Annotated in this window: 7 protein-coding genes; all 7 read left to right on the plus strand. The window is 27.3% G+C overall.

Annotated elements, in window-relative coordinates:
* The first annotated feature begins 4 nt into the window (after positions 1-4).
* Positions 5-1,249 carry an MAG4270 family putative restriction endonuclease gene (locus NPA13_RS01160; protein WP_257089548.1) on the plus strand — a complete coding sequence of 415 codons (1,245 nt, stop codon included), beginning with the start codon at positions 5-7 and terminating at the stop codon, positions 1,247-1,249.
* A 66-nt stretch (positions 1,250-1,315) separates the two neighbouring features.
* Positions 1,316-2,404 (plus strand): M42 family peptidase, encoded by a 1,089-nt coding sequence (locus NPA13_RS01165; RefSeq protein WP_257089550.1) that lies wholly within the window; start codon positions 1,316-1,318, stop codon positions 2,402-2,404.
* Between the two features lie 148 nt (positions 2,405-2,552).
* Positions 2,553-4,142 (plus strand): hypothetical protein, encoded by a 1,590-nt coding sequence (locus NPA13_RS01170; protein ID WP_257089552.1) that lies wholly within the window; start codon positions 2,553-2,555, stop codon positions 4,140-4,142.
* Positions 4,132-5,274, plus strand: a complete 1,143-nt coding sequence (gene thiI, locus NPA13_RS01175) for a tRNA uracil 4-sulfurtransferase ThiI (RefSeq protein WP_257089554.1) — start codon at positions 4,132-4,134, stop codon at positions 5,272-5,274. The genes NPA13_RS01170 and thiI overlap by 11 nt, the downstream gene beginning before the upstream one ends.
* Before the next feature lie 106 nt (positions 5,275-5,380).
* On the plus strand, positions 5,381-5,848 hold the full coding sequence (locus NPA13_RS01180) for an RNA-binding protein (protein WP_257089556.1): 468 nt from the start codon (positions 5,381-5,383) through the stop codon (positions 5,846-5,848).
* Between the two features lie 4 nt (positions 5,849-5,852).
* Complete coding sequence (locus NPA13_RS01185) at positions 5,853-7,109, plus strand: hypothetical protein (protein WP_257089558.1); 1,257 nt, start codon at positions 5,853-5,855, stop codon at positions 7,107-7,109.
* 170 nt (positions 7,110-7,279) lie between these two features.
* The gene (locus NPA13_RS01190; protein ID WP_257089560.1) at positions 7,280-17,725 is read left to right on the plus strand and encodes an SGNH/GDSL hydrolase family protein; all 10,446 of its coding nucleotides are present in this window, start codon (positions 7,280-7,282) and stop codon (positions 17,723-17,725) included.
* The last annotated feature ends 145 nt before the right edge of the window (positions 17,726-17,870 follow it).

Raw genomic sequence — 17,870 nt, forward strand, 5'->3', positions numbered from 1 at the left:
TATTATGAATTTTAAATCTAGTGAATTTGTAAATTTAAAAAAACAAATTAAAATTTATAGCATTTTAAACGTATTTTCTAAGGAAAACAGCAAAAATCATTTTAATGCAAAAATCTATTGTTTTTTTGATTCAAATGGACTATTAATTTATTGATATATAAAATTTCTTGCAGGTACATCCTTAGATTTAAAAACTACTGCAAGATGATTTAAGGATAAAACCACCACATTTAAATGTAGGGAAAAATTATTTTCACTTATCGGCAACAGTTTAAAACAAGAACCTAGAGAAAACAATAATGACAAAAATATCTTATTTTTAAATAATCAGGAATTGGCTTCTCTGAATTATTATGTTAATTTTGATTATAAAGGAACTTTTAATAACTTAATTGGTATATTAAAAGGTAATAATCCAACAGGCAGTTATGCAAAACCCAACAGTTCCGAAGTAAAGTCTAGTTATGAAAATCTAAAAAACAATCCACTTATGTATTTGGATATTATTAAAGACAATTGATATTACAATAGTTTTAAAAGGTTTATAGCAAATGAAGATGATTTTACAAATCTACTTAGCACTTTAAAAAATGAAAATGATTTTATTAATTACTTCAAAAATAGTGGTAATGATTCATTTTTACCTATTCAAGATTTAATTCATACAATTGAATACGAAAATAAAACAAAAGGTCTTAATGATGATGAAACTAGAGAAGAATTTAGAAATAAAATCAAAAGAGTTAAAAAATCGCTAGAAACATTATTTGAAATTCAAAATAAAATAGATAAACAAATTTCAAGAACTAGATCAAAAGTCCAAACAATTCCTGCTGAATCAATTCAATCATTTAATTTAGAAGAAAATACAATAATTCAAAGAGCTCATATTTATCCTGTTTACAAAATAAAGGAAAGAATAAGAAATGAAATAGAAAAATGATTTTCCAAAAACATCACTGATTTAACGGATAAATTTAAAACAGATGCATTAACGATGATTTCTGATGCAGATAATTTATTAAATTTATCACCTGATATTCACGAAATTTATGATAAACAGAATCTTATTTATTGAGACACAAATGGAAAGTTGTGCTTTATTCGCAAGGATAAAATTTCAAATGATAGTCAAGAAAAGTTAAGTAAATCATTTAATCAAATTAGAAATTTAACACCTGAAATGAAGAAATATTTACAAATGTATTTTGATGAAATAGCAAGTACTTATATTCATAAAAAAGATTAGCTTATGTGTGGAATAAAAGCTAAAAATGTATAAAATTTATAACATCTATAAATATAAGGAGTTTGTATGGAAAAAAAATATGAAAAATTAGCTTCTAGATTAGAAAAATATATGTCAATTGAAGCTATTTCTAGATTTGAAGAACCAGTTGCAGATGAATTAAGAAAAAACATTAAACCAGGTTTTGAAATTTCACGTGATGCATTTGGCTCAATTATTTTCTTCAAAAAATCCAAAGTTGCTAATGCGCCTAAAGTTATGTTAGCTGCTCACATGGATGAAGTTGGTTATATGGTTAAATCAATTGCTGAAAACGGAAACATATTAGTTACAACAATTGGTGGAGTTTGACCATCTGTAGTTATTGGAACAAAAGCAGTTGTAGTTTCGTCAAAAACAAATGAAAGATTTTATGGTGTATTCGGACACACAAGTATCCATATTATGGATAGAGACAAAATCACAGTTGCACTTAAAGAGTCAGACTTATTTGTTGATTTAGGTTTCAGATCTAAAAAAGAAGTTGAAGAAGCACACATTCAAATTGGGGACAAAATTTTCTTATCTGGAGAAACCATTCATTTTGCAAATAACATTATTGGTGGAAAAGCAATGGACAATAGAGCAGGTGTGACTGCTTTAGAATTTATTGCAAATAATATTGCTGATTTAGAATTAGGATGTGATGTTTACTTAGTGGGAACAGTTCAAGAAGAAGTTGGAACAAGGGGTGCTAAAACATCAGTTTCAATCATTAATCCAGATGTCGCTTTCGCTGTTGACACAGGCGCTGCACACGATACAACAGGTGCAAAACCTGGAACACCAGTTTTAGGTAAAGGAGTAAGTCTTTTAGTTAAAGATGGTGGAACATTGCCAGATCCAAAATTAATTAATGTATTAACAAATATTGCTGCTACAAAAGAAATTCCAGCTTACAAATATGTTGCTGAGGGTGGAGGAACTGATGCAGCTGAATTACAATTTGCTCCTGGTGGTGCTGCAGTTATGACAATTTCAATTCCACAAAGATACTTACACAGTCCAATTGGACTAGCTTCACTTGTTGATATTCAAGCTACAATTGATTTAATGACTGAATTTATCAAAGCATTTGATAAAAAAATGTATGAAGAAAAATTAGCTTACAAATAGTATTGAATTTTTAAATTAAAAGTAGATAGAAAAGCTATCTGCTTTTTTGCTTTTAATTAGTTTTTAGACAGCTTGATAAGGCTATCATTTAGAGCTAAAAGTAATATAATATAGAAAATTTAATAATAGACTCAGGAGGTAAGAGATTATGGCAAAAGTATTGTTCATACTTATAATAATTGTTTCAATTATTCTTCTTTTACTTTTAGTCTACTTGCTTTCTGTGAATTTATTTAAACAATCATTACAAAAATTTAGTATACGCTCAAAAGATGCGATAACTAAACAAAATCATCAAAATCAATCTTTATATTCAAAAGTTAAAACAACGACTTATTTTAATCACGAGCTTGCGAATATGCTTAATTCATTGATTGAAGTGAAACAAAGTATTGAAACTATAAATCAAGAAATTTCAGTTAAACTTTCTGAACTTGATGAATTGCTGGTTGAAAAACAAAAAGTTAAATCTTACAAAAAATATAAAGCAATTAAACAACAACAAAAAGAAGTTTCTAAAAAACAAATAGAATTTAACAAAATTTCAGATGACTATTCAAAGAACTGAAACAACATTGATGAAATCACTTCAACAATCCTGGAGATTAGGGACTTTTTAAATGGAAAGCTTAAAAGTTATGAGAAAGCAATACCTAATCAATATGAAAATCTTCAAAACAAATTAGCTGAATTATCAATTCAAATCACATTAATTGACGATCTTAAAGTTAAAGCTGATTTCTTAAGAGCTCTTGAAAACATAACAAAGAGAAAAGAAGAATTGAAGAACTATACAAAAATCATTTTTGCATCAAAAAATATTGAGTATTCACTTTTTGAATCTCTACCAAAAGTGCTTGAGCAAGCGATAAAAAATAAAAATAACGAGCAAATTAAAGGCAAATTAATAGAGTTAAAGGATAAAACTACAGCACTTCAATCAGCTATTAAAGGTAAAAATACTGCTGAAACTTTAGATGCAAATATCAAGTCAGTTTATAGAACTTTTTACAAATTAGTCAACCTTGTTAATTCAATGTTTTCTATTAAAGATTTCATTGATCAAACAATTCCAATTATTCGTGATTTATATTCTAAATTGAATAAAACTCACAAAAACATACTTGCACCAAATAGTATTCAACAAAAAAATTATGAATCAGTAAAGAACACATTTGACAAAATCAAACAATCTTTTGAAAATAAATCATTAAAAAACATCCAAACATTAGTTCAAGATTTAGTTGTTAAATATGAAAATTATGAAAAAACTAATGTAGTTATTGAATCAAAATATAAAGAATTAAAAGATCTAAATGATAATTTTCAAATTCAAATTGATGAAGCTATTGATACCTATTTATCTTGCATTTACCATCCTGAAATTCCAAATGATCCAAAAATAAATAAATTAAGAACTGAATTAATTTATTTATATGAAAGAAATTTCAAAAAACAAAAGTCCTGAAATAAAATTAAGACGATTTGAGATGAATTCATTAGTAAATTAGCCGTTTTAATTAAAGAGATTTCGCTCAACGCAAAATACAAAGAAATCTATAACAATATAAGATTAGAACTTCAAAGAAATGACTCATTTATAAATAATCAAGAAACTTTTGCTAATTACATTGATATTAGCAAAAGTATAGAGAATGTAATTAAAGAAGAAAATAATTATAAAAATGCTTATTTAGCACTTAAAAAGTTTTTAATAAAGGAGAAATATGTACAGTAAAATTTTGATTCGTTACGGCGAGTTAGTGCTGAAAAAGAAAAACAGAAAACAGTTTATTAATCAACTTGCAATTAATATTAAACACATTGTTGGTGTAACTCCAGAAGTTGAATTTGACAGAATGTATTTACCTTATTCAGAAGAAAATATGAATAACTTAAATTATGTATTCGGAATCAGTTCATACTCACCTGTTATGGTTGTTGAAAATAATATGGAAGTTTTCGCAAATGCAGTTTTATCATCAATTAGACCTGATTCAAAAACTTTTAAAATTGCTGCTAGAAGAAATTACAAAAAGTTTGAATTCTCATCAGACCAAATTAACAATTACCTAGGTGGTGTAGTCTTAAAAAACACAAATCTTAAAGTTGATGTGCATAATCCTGACCAAACTTTTTATGTTGAAGTTAGAAACGGAAAAACTTACATTTTCTCTGATTACACTAAAGGTTTAGGAGGTTTACCTGTAGGAGTGTCAGGTAAAGTTCTCCACCTTATTTCTGGTGGTTTTGATTCTCCAGTCGCTGCTTGACAAATGATGAAAAGAGGACTCAAAGTTGACTTTTTAACCTTTATCACACCTCCTCAAACAGATATTAGAACTGTAGAAAAAATTACAAATTTGGTTAAAGTTTTAAATAAATATCAAGTAACATCAAACTTATTGATAGCAGATTACTCACACTTAATGAACTACATTTCATTTGTTTCAAAAGAATCATACAAAATCACTTTAATGAGAAGAAGTTTTTACCGTATAGCTGAGCAAATAGCACAAAAATATAATCAACAAGCAATTTCAAATGGTGATAATTTAGGCCAAGTTGCATCTCAAACAATTGAATCATTATCAACAATTGGAGAAGCGACAAGAATGCAAATTTTACGTCCATTATTAACATACGATAAAAATGATATTATTGATATTGCTAGAAAAATCGGTACAGAAAATATTTCAATTATTAAAGCTAATGAAACTTGTGAACTATTTGCGCCTAAAGAACCAGTTACAAAACCTACAATCCAGGAAGCTTTAAGACTTGAAAATGAACTTGAAAATATTAAAGAACTAGAGCAAGAATTGCTAAATTCAAAAATTGAATTAGTTAAAGTCAAAAAAGAAATTTAAGCTGTATAGCTTATTTTTTTATGCAACTTAAAACTTTTTATTTCTATGCCATAGTCCTTTTAGTTTCATACATAAAAAAATAAATTATTTATAATAATAAATAATTATGAATACACTACTTAAAAAAAATATTAATAAGCAAAATTTAAAAGTTTCAAGAAAAGAAAATTCACAATCATTTTTAGGCTACAAAACTGGCGACGTTGCTTCAGCAAAAATAATTACATCAGGTTCAAAGTTTATAAAACTTCACGACAAATATGGTAATTCATTTTTGATTTACAGAAAAGACATTACAGATTTTACACATCACCAAATGTCAGATTTATTTTTAATTGGCGACATTATCAACTTTATTGTTTTAAATTTTGATAACAATAAAAAACAAGGTTTAGGTTCATTTAAGAAAAATCATCCAAACCATCAAGGGAAAGACTTTTACAAAAGAGAAAAATATTACAATGAACTAAAAGCGACAAAAAATGGATTTAGAAATTTAATTAATTACACAAATAGTTATTTTGTTGAAAATAAGAAATACGACAATAAAAATAATAATCATAAGAATAAGTAGTTAAATGCAAGTAATTTCAATTAAGAAAAATTATTTTCAATCTCAACACGAGTTACAAATTCAACAAAAGCAAGCTTCAGAAGTAATCGATAAAATTAAATCTTTAAATTTTGATGGTTCATCGTATTTAGGTTTCGATGATATTGCATTAAACTTTGGGCTCAACGGTGTAGATAAAATAATTCAATTTTGCAACAATTTATATTCAACAAATATTTCTAAGTTAATTATTTGAACTTCTAAAACAATTGAACTTTCAATTAAAGCTGCAATGGAATTTATTTTTGGACAAATCGATATTAATAAGGATAAGAAAATTGAATTAATCTTTATTAATCCATCAATTCCAATTAATAAAATTGAACAGTTAATTCAAACTTTTAAAAATGGAATTGGCGATAATGTTGGTTTTATGTTTTTAAATGAAACCGGAAATAGTGATTATGAAAATGAATGAATTTCATACATTACAAATATTTTTGAGCAACATTCAAATGAATTTATGATCAAAAATCATATGTTTTATGTAGGTAGCAAAACTAATTTTTCAAACTTAAGCAAATTTAAATTTGCAAGCAACAATATTTTATTTGTTTCAAATGATGTCCATCCAGAATATAGTGTATTAAGCGAAATTGGATTATTGATTATGTCACTTCAGGGGATTAATATTCAAAAAGTTATTCATGGTTATGTTGAAGCTTCAAAAAATATTCTTAATCCTGATGTTTATTTCAATAGAGCACTTGAATTAGCTTTATTAATCAATGAAAGTGTTCTCAAAAACAAAGAAGATGGATTTGCTAATATTTTTGTTTCATATGATTCATTTTTAAATAATTATTTCGCTTGATTTGCAAATCAATTCAATAATACAACTAAGCAAATTAAAACAATCAGCACATCAATAAACTTTCCACAGCAAATTGCAACTTATACTCAGCCATTACTTTCAGGAAAGGGAAATAAATTTGTTACTTTTGGTTTAATTAAACAAAGATTCTTTGATTATCAGTTATCTTCAAACCTTGAAAATGATGACTTAATTGACAAGTTTCAAAACTTATCAATTAATCAAATTAAAGATGAAACTTATCAAACTTTTGTTAATTATTTATCAAGTTTTAATAATGAAGTTAACTCAATTACAATTGAAATTGCAAACAATTTTGAAGAAACTTTAGGACAATTAATCTCATTATTGTACTGAAGTAGAATATTTTATTGTGTTTTAAATTCACTCAATCCATTTGCAAATTAAAACTTTTAATACTATGAGCAAGCTATAAAAGTTAAAAGCTTGCTCTTTTATTTTAGCTTTGCTAAACATAGTTTAACAATTTTTGCAATTTGCTTGTTTACTCTTTAATTTGGTAAAATTTTATGAAATTAGTTTTATATACACTTATAGTGTATATAAGAGAGGTGATTATGAAAAAACAAAAAAAGTTAACTTTAATTTCATTAGCTGCAATCTTAACTTCAGCTAGTGTTGTTTCTGCGTCTTGTCAAGCGCCAGGTTCATCGAAACCAATCGGTAGATGAACTGATTTAAATGATGGTGATGCACCAATCATCATTAAACGTGAACCGGTTGATCCATCTGGTGAAATTAAAATTACTGAACCAGGAGCAAATAATGGTAACGGTTCTCAAAACGGAGGTAATGACTCAAACCAAAATCCTGACGGAAAAACTGATGTTGAACGTGCTAAAGAAAAATTATCTAAACGTCTTGTTTCAAATAACTTCATATCAAAGGATCAAAAAATTAGATATGTTGCATTAGGAGATTCAATCACTGCAGGATATGATGGGGCACTTCCAAAAGATTATCCAGGTAAATTAGAAGCTAACGGAGAAATCACCGGAGCTTCTTATGCTGCGTTTTTAGCAAGATTACTAAATCAAAATTCGAATAATAGACTTGAATATTTTGAAAACTTCGCAGCTTCTGGTGCTCGTATAGTTGACTGATTTAAAATTTTCGGAATAGACTATGACAACCCTTACAACGATACACCTGATTGACCTGCTGTTAACAAAACTTTCAAAAACAAAAATATGCAAGAAATGGGTCCGATCATCAAGGAGCAATTAAAAGAAGCAAACTTAGTAACTATGTCAATTAGTGCTAATGACTTTTTCTTCTTGCTAATTGATACAGTTTCAAAAAGTGGACCAATGGAAATTGTTAATGAATTCAGAAAAGAAAAACCTAACTATGGAAAGATTATTGAGTTTTTCAACAAAGTTCTTACAAACACACTTCCAGAAGTTAGAAAAAGAGCTTTACTTTTAGTTAATGAACTTAAAAAACTTGCTCCAAAAGCAAACATTAACTTAGTAGCTTACCCATTACCACTTTCTGGTTTCAAAAGAGCGATTGATAAATTCTTCCAATCTAAATTAGGAAACATTCCAGTAGATCCGACTCAAATTTTATTAGAACAAATTAACAGCTCATTATATGATGTTGCGAAAATTACAGATGTTAATGTGCTAAATGCATACAATGTCGATTATTGATCTGCTCATTCAGATGAAATTTCTGATGTTTATATTGATATTCACCCTAACACAAGGGGATACAAAAAAATGGCTATGGATATGTATATTAAACTTACATCTCCATCTTTTGACCTCGCAAATTTTGACCCAACTTATAACTTTAACCAAGATTATTTACTCACCGACTCTACAACACTAAAATACCAAATTGAACCTTTTGTAACTAACTTACAATTATTCGGTCCTGATACAAATTCATATTTGGATTCTTCAATTCCATTCATTGATGAAATTAACAAACTTAGAACTCCATATAATTACCCTAATAGACTTTTAAGAATGTCAGCCACATTCAGAAATGTAACTGCTTCAGCAATTAATGGTCTTACAAATAATGAACTTTATAAACAACTAGATCCAGAAGGCAAATTAAAGGATTTAATTCTAGATACAGAAAACAATGGTGAAAATGGTTTTGTTACAATCATTGAATCTATTGTTAATTCAGGATTAATTCAACAAATTTACTTAGATTTCCAAAATGAATTATCAAGATTAAACAGAGAAGACAAACTTGAATTAATGGAAATTCCTCAAATTTTAATTAAATCGGTTCTTAAAGAAGAAAACTTATTCAAACTTATTAGAGCAATTGCATCTTCAAAATTTATTACATATAAAAAACCTGAATTAATCTCAGCTCTTCAAGGTGTAATTACAAACTTATTTGCGCTAAAAAGTGAAATGATTTCAGATGCAATCACAGGTCTTGCTTACAAATATGTTGAACCTTTCAAAATTGAAAAAGATGATCTTAAATCATTAATCACTCAAATTGTAACTAATCCAAATATTTCAAAAGTTATTGGACTTGCACTCGAAAGTTTCATTAGTAACTCTGAACAATTTGCACAAGTAGAAAACTTACAACAATTAATCAAAGTTTTCCTATCAGATAAAGAAAACATTAAGAAAATTGCCAACTCAATTTCTGATTTTGCGTGAGACATTGTTTCAAATGACGTTACCAAAAATATCCTTAAAGACATTTTATGAAACTTACTTGAAAACAATGGATTATCAAACCAACTTATCAAAGCTCAATCAGACAATTTTGTTGATAGTTTATTAAACAACATAACAAGTGTAAAACCAGACTCAATTAAAGAGTTTATTTCAGATTTTATTTCTCAATTTGCTGACTTATTAAATCAAAACGAATCAGCTTCACTTGACAACATTAAACAAATTGCAACTCAAGCAGGAAAAATTGCTATTGATAATTTTGTTGCTAAAATGAACAACTCAGATTCTGAAGAAGAAACAAACGAATTTAATGTTTTCAAAATTCTTAAATTCATTAATGATTCAAAATTAGTAACAAACAATCAAACATTTATTAAACAACTTATCAAGAATGTTTTAAACAATCTTGATCGTTTAAACATCCCCTCAATGGTTGCGAAAGCATTATCATCAACAAAAATTACTTCATTTGTAGGCGAAGAAAATGTCGATTCACTTGTTAATTCATTGCTTAAAAATCAAAACTTACATAACCTTGTAAATTACTTAGTTGAATCTTATGTAGATAATTTTGCAGAATTTGCTGATGTTGAAGATTTAAATGCATTAATTCAAAAATTATTAGTAATTCCTAATTTAGAAACTGTTAAAGAACACCTTGGGGGATTAGTTGCTGACTTAACTGATGATCAACTTGCTTCTAACTTACTTGGTAATGTACTTAAATCGGTTGCTAAAAAATACAACCAAGCAGCTAGTGATGAACAAATCACAGTATTTGTTAACGACTCAAAAGTTGAATTATTAAACTTTGTAAAATCATTAGACATTATTAATCCACTTATTGATTTTGTGTTTAGTGAACTTGAAACAATTAAATCAAGCAGCACACCTTATGCTGATTTAAGGGTATTACCTTCAAAAATTACTGATTTCTTAAAATCAAAATTAGCTTCTGACCCTATTGCTTTAGTTAAAAAAGTTGCTAACTTAGAAACATTTAGTTCTCATGCACTTATCTGAAAAGAAATTATTAAAAATGTATTTGCTGAATTAAATGAAAACAATGCAGTTGTTTTAAAAATCAGAGACATTTTAATTTCTACAGTTTCTTCAAATGAAACTTTAGCTAAATATGCAGATATTGATGAAGTTAAAACAATTATTAACAAGATTTTTGATACAGAACAAATTAATTCATTAATTCCAAATGTGCTTGATTTAATTTTTAACAACATTGCAGAATTAAAAACAGTTGAAAACATTACTGACTTAATTAATTTAGTAATCAAAAAACCTGAATTCAAAACTATATTAACTTCAAACATCAAACCAATTTTAGATAATGTAGTTACTGATTTAACAATCAACAAAACTCTTACAAAAGTGTCTGCAGTTTTACTTGAAAAAGCAGGATTTACTTACGATGCTAAATTCAATTCAATGTTAAATACTGTATTTGCAAACTTAATGAATAACTTAAGTGCAGACAATAAACTTAACAATTTAATTGCTGAGGTTATTGCGTTATTCGATAATGAAAACATTACATTAAGCAGTTTAACTTCACAATTAACAAATGTAATTCTTAAAAACTTGAAGGTGACAGAATTTGAGTTTATTAAGAATCTTTTAAGTGCACGACTTAGTGACGTTGAAAAAGCTTCATTAAAAGAATTTATTCAATCATTATTGTCGCAACTTAAAACAAATGATAAAGTTTCAGAATTTATTAATAATTTAAATCTTGATTCTGTTGCTACAAAACTTAATGTTTCAGCAGACGAACTTAAACAATTACTTAACGACATTGTTGTTTCAGAACCTCTTGTAAATATTGGAACAAGTTTAACTGACTTTATCTTAAATAACCAAGAACAAATTGCTAACTTATCTTCTTTAACTGATTTAGTAATTTTAGTTCTTAAGGATGCTAACTTTATTCACGATGTTAAGGATTCACTTAAAACTGCATTTGATGCATTAAAATCAAATCCAACAATTAAAAAAATGGTTACTGGATTTATAAGCAACCTTGTGAAAACAAATGAATCAATTAGTTGATTACTTCAAGATGTTCAAAACATTGATGGATTAGTTTCTGATTTATTTGACTTATTACCAAACTACAGTGATACATTTAACATTTTTGCACATATCTACAGTGGTTTAGAAGAGTTTAATCAAAATGGAAACTACACAAAATTATCTGATTTAGGTACATTAATTTTCAAATCATTTGCAGAAGAATTTGGTGGAGAAAATCAAGAAACAAACATTATCAAAGCAATCAAAATTTTATGTGATAGCTTACTTTCAAAACACAATCAAGATATTAATCAAATTATCACAAATGTTTACAACAAGATTGCTACTGATTCACAAATGTTTGAATCGATTTTTGCCAAAGTTCCTGCAAACTTAAAAGAAAAGATTGAAAATTATGTTTCATTTGATAACTTAAAAGAATTAGTTAAATTTGTTTTAAACAATGAATCATTCAAAGTTGTATTCTTAAATCAACTTACAAATGTTCTTAATTCAATTGCAACTACAGAGCAATTTACAACTTACAATGATTTAATAATCACAGTTCTTAAAGGGCTTGATTATGAGCAAATGAAATCTAACTTAAGTAATTTCATTTCTGAATTATTTGAAAACGAAAATAACAAAGTTACATTAAAAGAGTTAATCAATAATTTTGTTAAATCAACTCTTCCTGACTTATATTCACAATTAAGTAAGGACTTTGTAAGTGATTTAGTGGATAATTTAATTCCATTATTAAATTCATTAAACATTTATCAACCTGCATTTGACAAGGTGTTTGAAGTTCTTTCAAATGCTAAAAATGCAGACGAACCGTTAAGCGTAATTAAAACATTACCAAATGAAATTGTTTCATTAATTGTTGCTGAATTTAACAAAGATAAGCAAGTATTTGTAAACAAAATCTTAGCTTCTCCTATTTATTCAGAAAACAAACAATTCATCAAAAACTTATTACACTACTTAGTCTCAACAATCTTAGTTAAAGATTCAACAATCACAAAATTAACTTCAATGATTAATGATGCAAATTTAGGTGAATTAGTTTCGTCAGAAGGTGCATCACAAGTAGCTAACGATGTTTTAAGAAATAGTAATTTACCAACATTGCTTAACTCATTAGTTGATGCAATTGTTGATAATGATTTATTAGATTCAATTTTCACAAATCCTAAAGATGTTATTTTCAAAGCTCTTAAAAATTCAAATGTTACAACTGAGCACAAATATGAACTTGCAAGTGTTATTCATACAATTTTAAGTTCAAATGGTTTAGATAAACTAATGCATAAAGCATTAAATAAAATGCTTGCTGACCAAGGTTTATTATCTTCAGAATTACCACTTGAATTCTATACAGCACTTAAACAAACTTTAAATCAATTAATTAACTACAACCCTACAAATACAATGGTTGATCAATTAATTGAAATCGTTAATGCAGGTCTACTAGAGTCAAATAATTTAGATGAATTAATCAAGTACATTACTTCAAATGTAAAATCATTATTAAACATTAAAGAATTCGGATACATTAAAACATTATTAAATTCAAACATTTGAAATCACTCAGATCAAATCAAAGAATTAGTTTCTAATGTAATTTCTAAATACTATGTTGATGAAAATATACAAAAAGTTGCTGCAATGATACCTGTTGCATCAATTGCTGATAAATTAGGAATTGATGCTCAAGTTTTATCAGACTTATTTGTTGATATTCTTAAGTCACAAAATACTAAAGACATTATTAATTTAGTAAAAAACTTTATCATTGATAATAATTCAACACTAAGAGAAGCGAACTCATTTGACCAATTAGCTATTGCTATAGTTTCAAATGAAAATTTTGTTGCTTCAATCAAACCAAAAGTTCTAAATTTAATTGACCAAGTGATGACAGGAACAAACGCACTTGAAAAACTTTCACAAGCTTTAGGAGCATTTATTAAGAACCCTGACTATGCAAAATATTTTGCAGGTGTTCAAGAACCTGAGCAATTAGCTAAAAACATTATTAACATTTACTCAATTATCGATAGAAACTTTGGTGTTTCAGAAATCGCTTTTGATGCTTTAATTAACTACATTAAAAAATCAGGAATTACAAACTTCTCAATTTCAACAGTTCTTTCTTCATTTACTAAAACAATTAAGGAAAGAATTTCAGAAGATCCATCTGCATTTGAAACAAAAGTTGTTTCAACATTTAAAGAAGTCATTACTTCTGACTTATTCACAAAGAGCAAGAATGATTTACTGAAAATTATTGACAACATATTCAATGTAATTCCTGCTAACGAATTAGCTACAAGTATTGTCAACCAAATAATGTCAAAAGCAGGAAGTTCATTTGAAAACTACTTCTCTAAAGATGAATTAATTTCACTTCTTGAATTTGTCTTGAGTAATCAACACTTTAAGAACTTATTTGAAAAGATTGCATCTAATGCAATTCAAAGAGCAAACGAATTTGCTGATGTAACTTCTTACATTGATATTATCAAGAAAGCGTTTGTTTTAATTGATCCTCAATCAGTTAAAGCAGATACAACCGGATTATTAAATGGATTATTAACTAACCAAGTTACAAAAGATTTTGTTTATAAATCACTTGTGAAATTATTTGGAACCTTAAACATCGAAGTTACTCCTCAAGTCGATAAATTGTTCAGAGATTTATCAAATAACTTAAAATCAGTTATTGATTCACTTGAACTTGTAAATCCTGCTTTGGATATCTTCTTTGATAAGTTAACAGAAGCCTCACAAGCTGAAAATGAACAAATCTTAGCTATATTAGGTCAAATTCCACAAGCATTATCAGATTTAATTAACAAACAAGTTCTTTCAGATATTAAAGGATTTGTTGACAAAATCATTAATCTTGACGTTGTTACTGATAACTATGAAACAATTATTAACTTAATTCCTAAAGTAATAATTGCGTTAAGAAATAATGGAACGATTACAAAACTTGTAAATTCACAAATCAAAAAGCTTTCTGATTCAAATACATTATTCCAATACACAACTAAAGAACATTTAGGAAACTTTATAAACGAACTTATTTCAATTAGTGAGATAGATGATTTACTTCTTGAGTTTGTTCCATGATTACTTGAGGATAAATCTTGAACAAATTACATCAATTTACCACTTGATGTAATTGAAAAATTCAAGACTAACTCAGAAAAAACTGAATCACTTAAATCAAAAATTCAATTAATCATTGAAAAAACACTTAAGTTCGACTCAACTAAAGTTATTGTTTTAGATTTAATTAATACATTCGCTAGAAAATACAACATTCAATTAGCTGGAATTAATTTAGATAAAGTTGTAGGTGACTTATTACAAAACTTAAACTCATTTGCAATCTCTGCTAAATTATTACCTAATGTTGCAAATATCTTTGTTGACACATTTATTTCAACTAAAGATACAAACCAAACTATAAGTGCTGTAGTTGAATACATCAAAGGATTACTAAAATCAGATGCATACAACATTGTTAAATCATTATTCAAACATTTATCAACATTAGCAGTTAACCAAGATGAAGTTATTAAATTAGTTAATGCAATAATTGAAACTATTAAAGTTAATGATGAACTTAAAGAAACAATCATTTCTAAGTTACCATTAGATAAATTACTTGAAAGCTTCGGTATTACAAAAGACCAAATCAAACAAGCTTATGATTTAGTTGTAAAAATGCCTGAAGTTAAGGATTTAATCAACACAGTCTTAAGATTCTTATTCAAAAACTGATCAAGTTGATCTAATGCAAACTCATTTGACGAATTAATTGTAATTATTTTAGAAACGCCTGATCTTAAAGAATCAATTACAAACTTAGTTTCTAGAATTATTTACACAATCACAAGTGACCAAAACGTTCAAGATATGGTTGCAACTGCTGCTGTCAGATATCTTCAATCATCACCTTACGCTTCAATTTTCAATGACATCAGCGATCCTACACATTTAGTTAAATCACTTTTAGCTAACATTAAAGGAATTGATAATGAATTAAACATTATTGAACAAGTTGCAAATTCTATAGTTAAATTATTATTGCAAAGACAAACTAATATCACAACTTCAGATATTACTTCAGCTATTACAAGTACACTTGGTGCAATTACTAAACAAGAAGGATTTGAACAAAAAGCAATCAGATTGCTTAACTTAGTAATCAACTCACTTAAACAAGCAAATCATCAACAAGATTTATACTCACTTATTACAAATGCGCTTCACTTATTTGAGGACAGAATTAACTTAGGTGAAATTATTTGAAACATCTTTGATGATGAAACACATAGTTACCTAGAAGAAAAAGTTATTTCTCAAGATTCATTTGTACAGTTAGTTAACTCAGTAGTAACTTCTGATGAATTAAAAGCATTAATCACAGAAGTTTCAAGTTACATTGTTGAAAATAATCAATTCTTAGAAAACACAACTACTTTCTACGATATTCTTAAGATTTACTTAAATGTAAATGAAAATGTTAAAAGATTTGGTGATTTAGTTGAGGGAATAATTGTTAAGACACTTAATAATGACATTAGTAAAGGTGTTGTTAAAAAATTACTTAATAGATTTATCAACTTCCTTGAAATTCCAAGAACAAGTGAACTTGAAGAATTTATTCCTACATTAATCGACAACTTACCAGTTATCTTGCAACGTGCTGGAATATTCAGATCAGTTGTAGATAGCATTGTTTCAACATACAAAAAATCTGCTTCATTCAGTGAATTTGGTTCAAGTGTTGTGGGTGCAGTTGTCAAAGGAATTGACTTTACAACATTCAATACAGTTAAGAAGATTCTTCTCGATCCATTTATTCAAGATAATAAACAAAAAATTATCGACTTATTCAGAAGCATCATTACACAAATGCTTAATAATAAACAAAAATTAACAAGAGTTATTTCTCAATTTGGTTTAGGAAAAGCGTTATTAGGTACAAACGATTATGACACAGCAATTAACAATATGGTTGTTAATGCATTAGGGAACGAAAACTTAATTAACTTATTAGTTACAGTATTCACTGATGTACTTGATAGATCAGAAGATTATGCTAGACGTAATTCATTCTCATCAGTGCTTAATGAAATCTTTGTTTCACCTAAATCACCTCAAATTAAGCAATATATCGTTCAATGAGTTAACCACATTTTAGATAATGAAGATGCTGAAATTTCTCATGGTATTGGACTTATTATTTCAAATATGTTCAAAGGAATGGGATTTGAATTTAATGATTCAGATTCACAAATCTTTGACAACATGGTTTCAGGATTATTCAAAACTCTTAGAGGTTCAAGTGAACTTACAACTATTGTTGACAATATTTATGAATTAATTAAAAAAACTGACTTTGAACAAATCGAAGACAGAATTAAAGCTCTTAAAGATATTGTTATTCATGGTATTATGTCAATCATCTTGAATAAAAATGGAAACATTTCAATGGATAAAATTCTCGAAAAAGGGCCATTTATTGGAAAAATTATCAAGAATATGGGTAATGGTACTTTTGTTAAATTTATCAACAGATTGTTTGAAAGTTCAACATTACAACCTGAAAAAACTGGTATTTACAAGATTATTGATGGTCTGATGAATCCAAATCAATCTTCATCATCTTCGTCATCTTCATCTAACAATAATCAAGGAAGCTCATCATCGCCAAAATACAAATTTGAGTTTGACGTAAGTATTTTTGAAATTGTGGGTAGAGTTAAAGAATTTATTAAAGAACTTTACATCCCTATCTGAGAATATATGTTTGAAGAAATTCAATCAGGTAGATATAACACAAGTCTTAGAAATAATGCTTACAAACAAAATGATGCATATAAAGCAGTTTTCAGATTTACTACATTTGCTTTATGAGCCGCTAAAGAAAAAGGAAATATTTCAGATTTCTTATTCTGAAATGGAACAACTCTTGAACTTGAAAACATCTTCCTTGATGGAACTGAAATGGCTTGAACAACAGTTAAAAATAGACACGCTCAAGAATTCAATAGGTGAACAGAAGAGAAAAAACGTGCATTTGGTAAAGCAGAAAGAGGAAATGGTTACAACTATGAATTTATAGTTGGAAACAGATCTAACAGTACAAATAATTCAAACTATTGAAAAGATCAAGTTTTAGTTTACATCTACTATAGAAAAACAAAACCTATTGATAAATTCACAAGAAAAACTAAAACAGAAATTCTTTACGAAATGCTTAGAGATGGATACATTAATAAAAATTAATCTCTAGTTTCAAAGTGCTACACACCAGTTGTGTAGTGCTTTTTGTATAGACTCGACCTAAAACTTTTGACTTTGAAATAATGAAAAATGTAATACAATAGATTACAAGAGTTTTAAAACTACTCTTACAAAAATTAACAAATAT

The sequence above is a fragment of the Mycoplasma sp. 2045 genome, from assembly GCF_024582715.1.
In the GTDB taxonomy this organism is placed as follows: domain Bacteria; phylum Bacillota_I; class Bacilli_A; order Mycoplasmatales; family Metamycoplasmataceae; genus Mycoplasmopsis.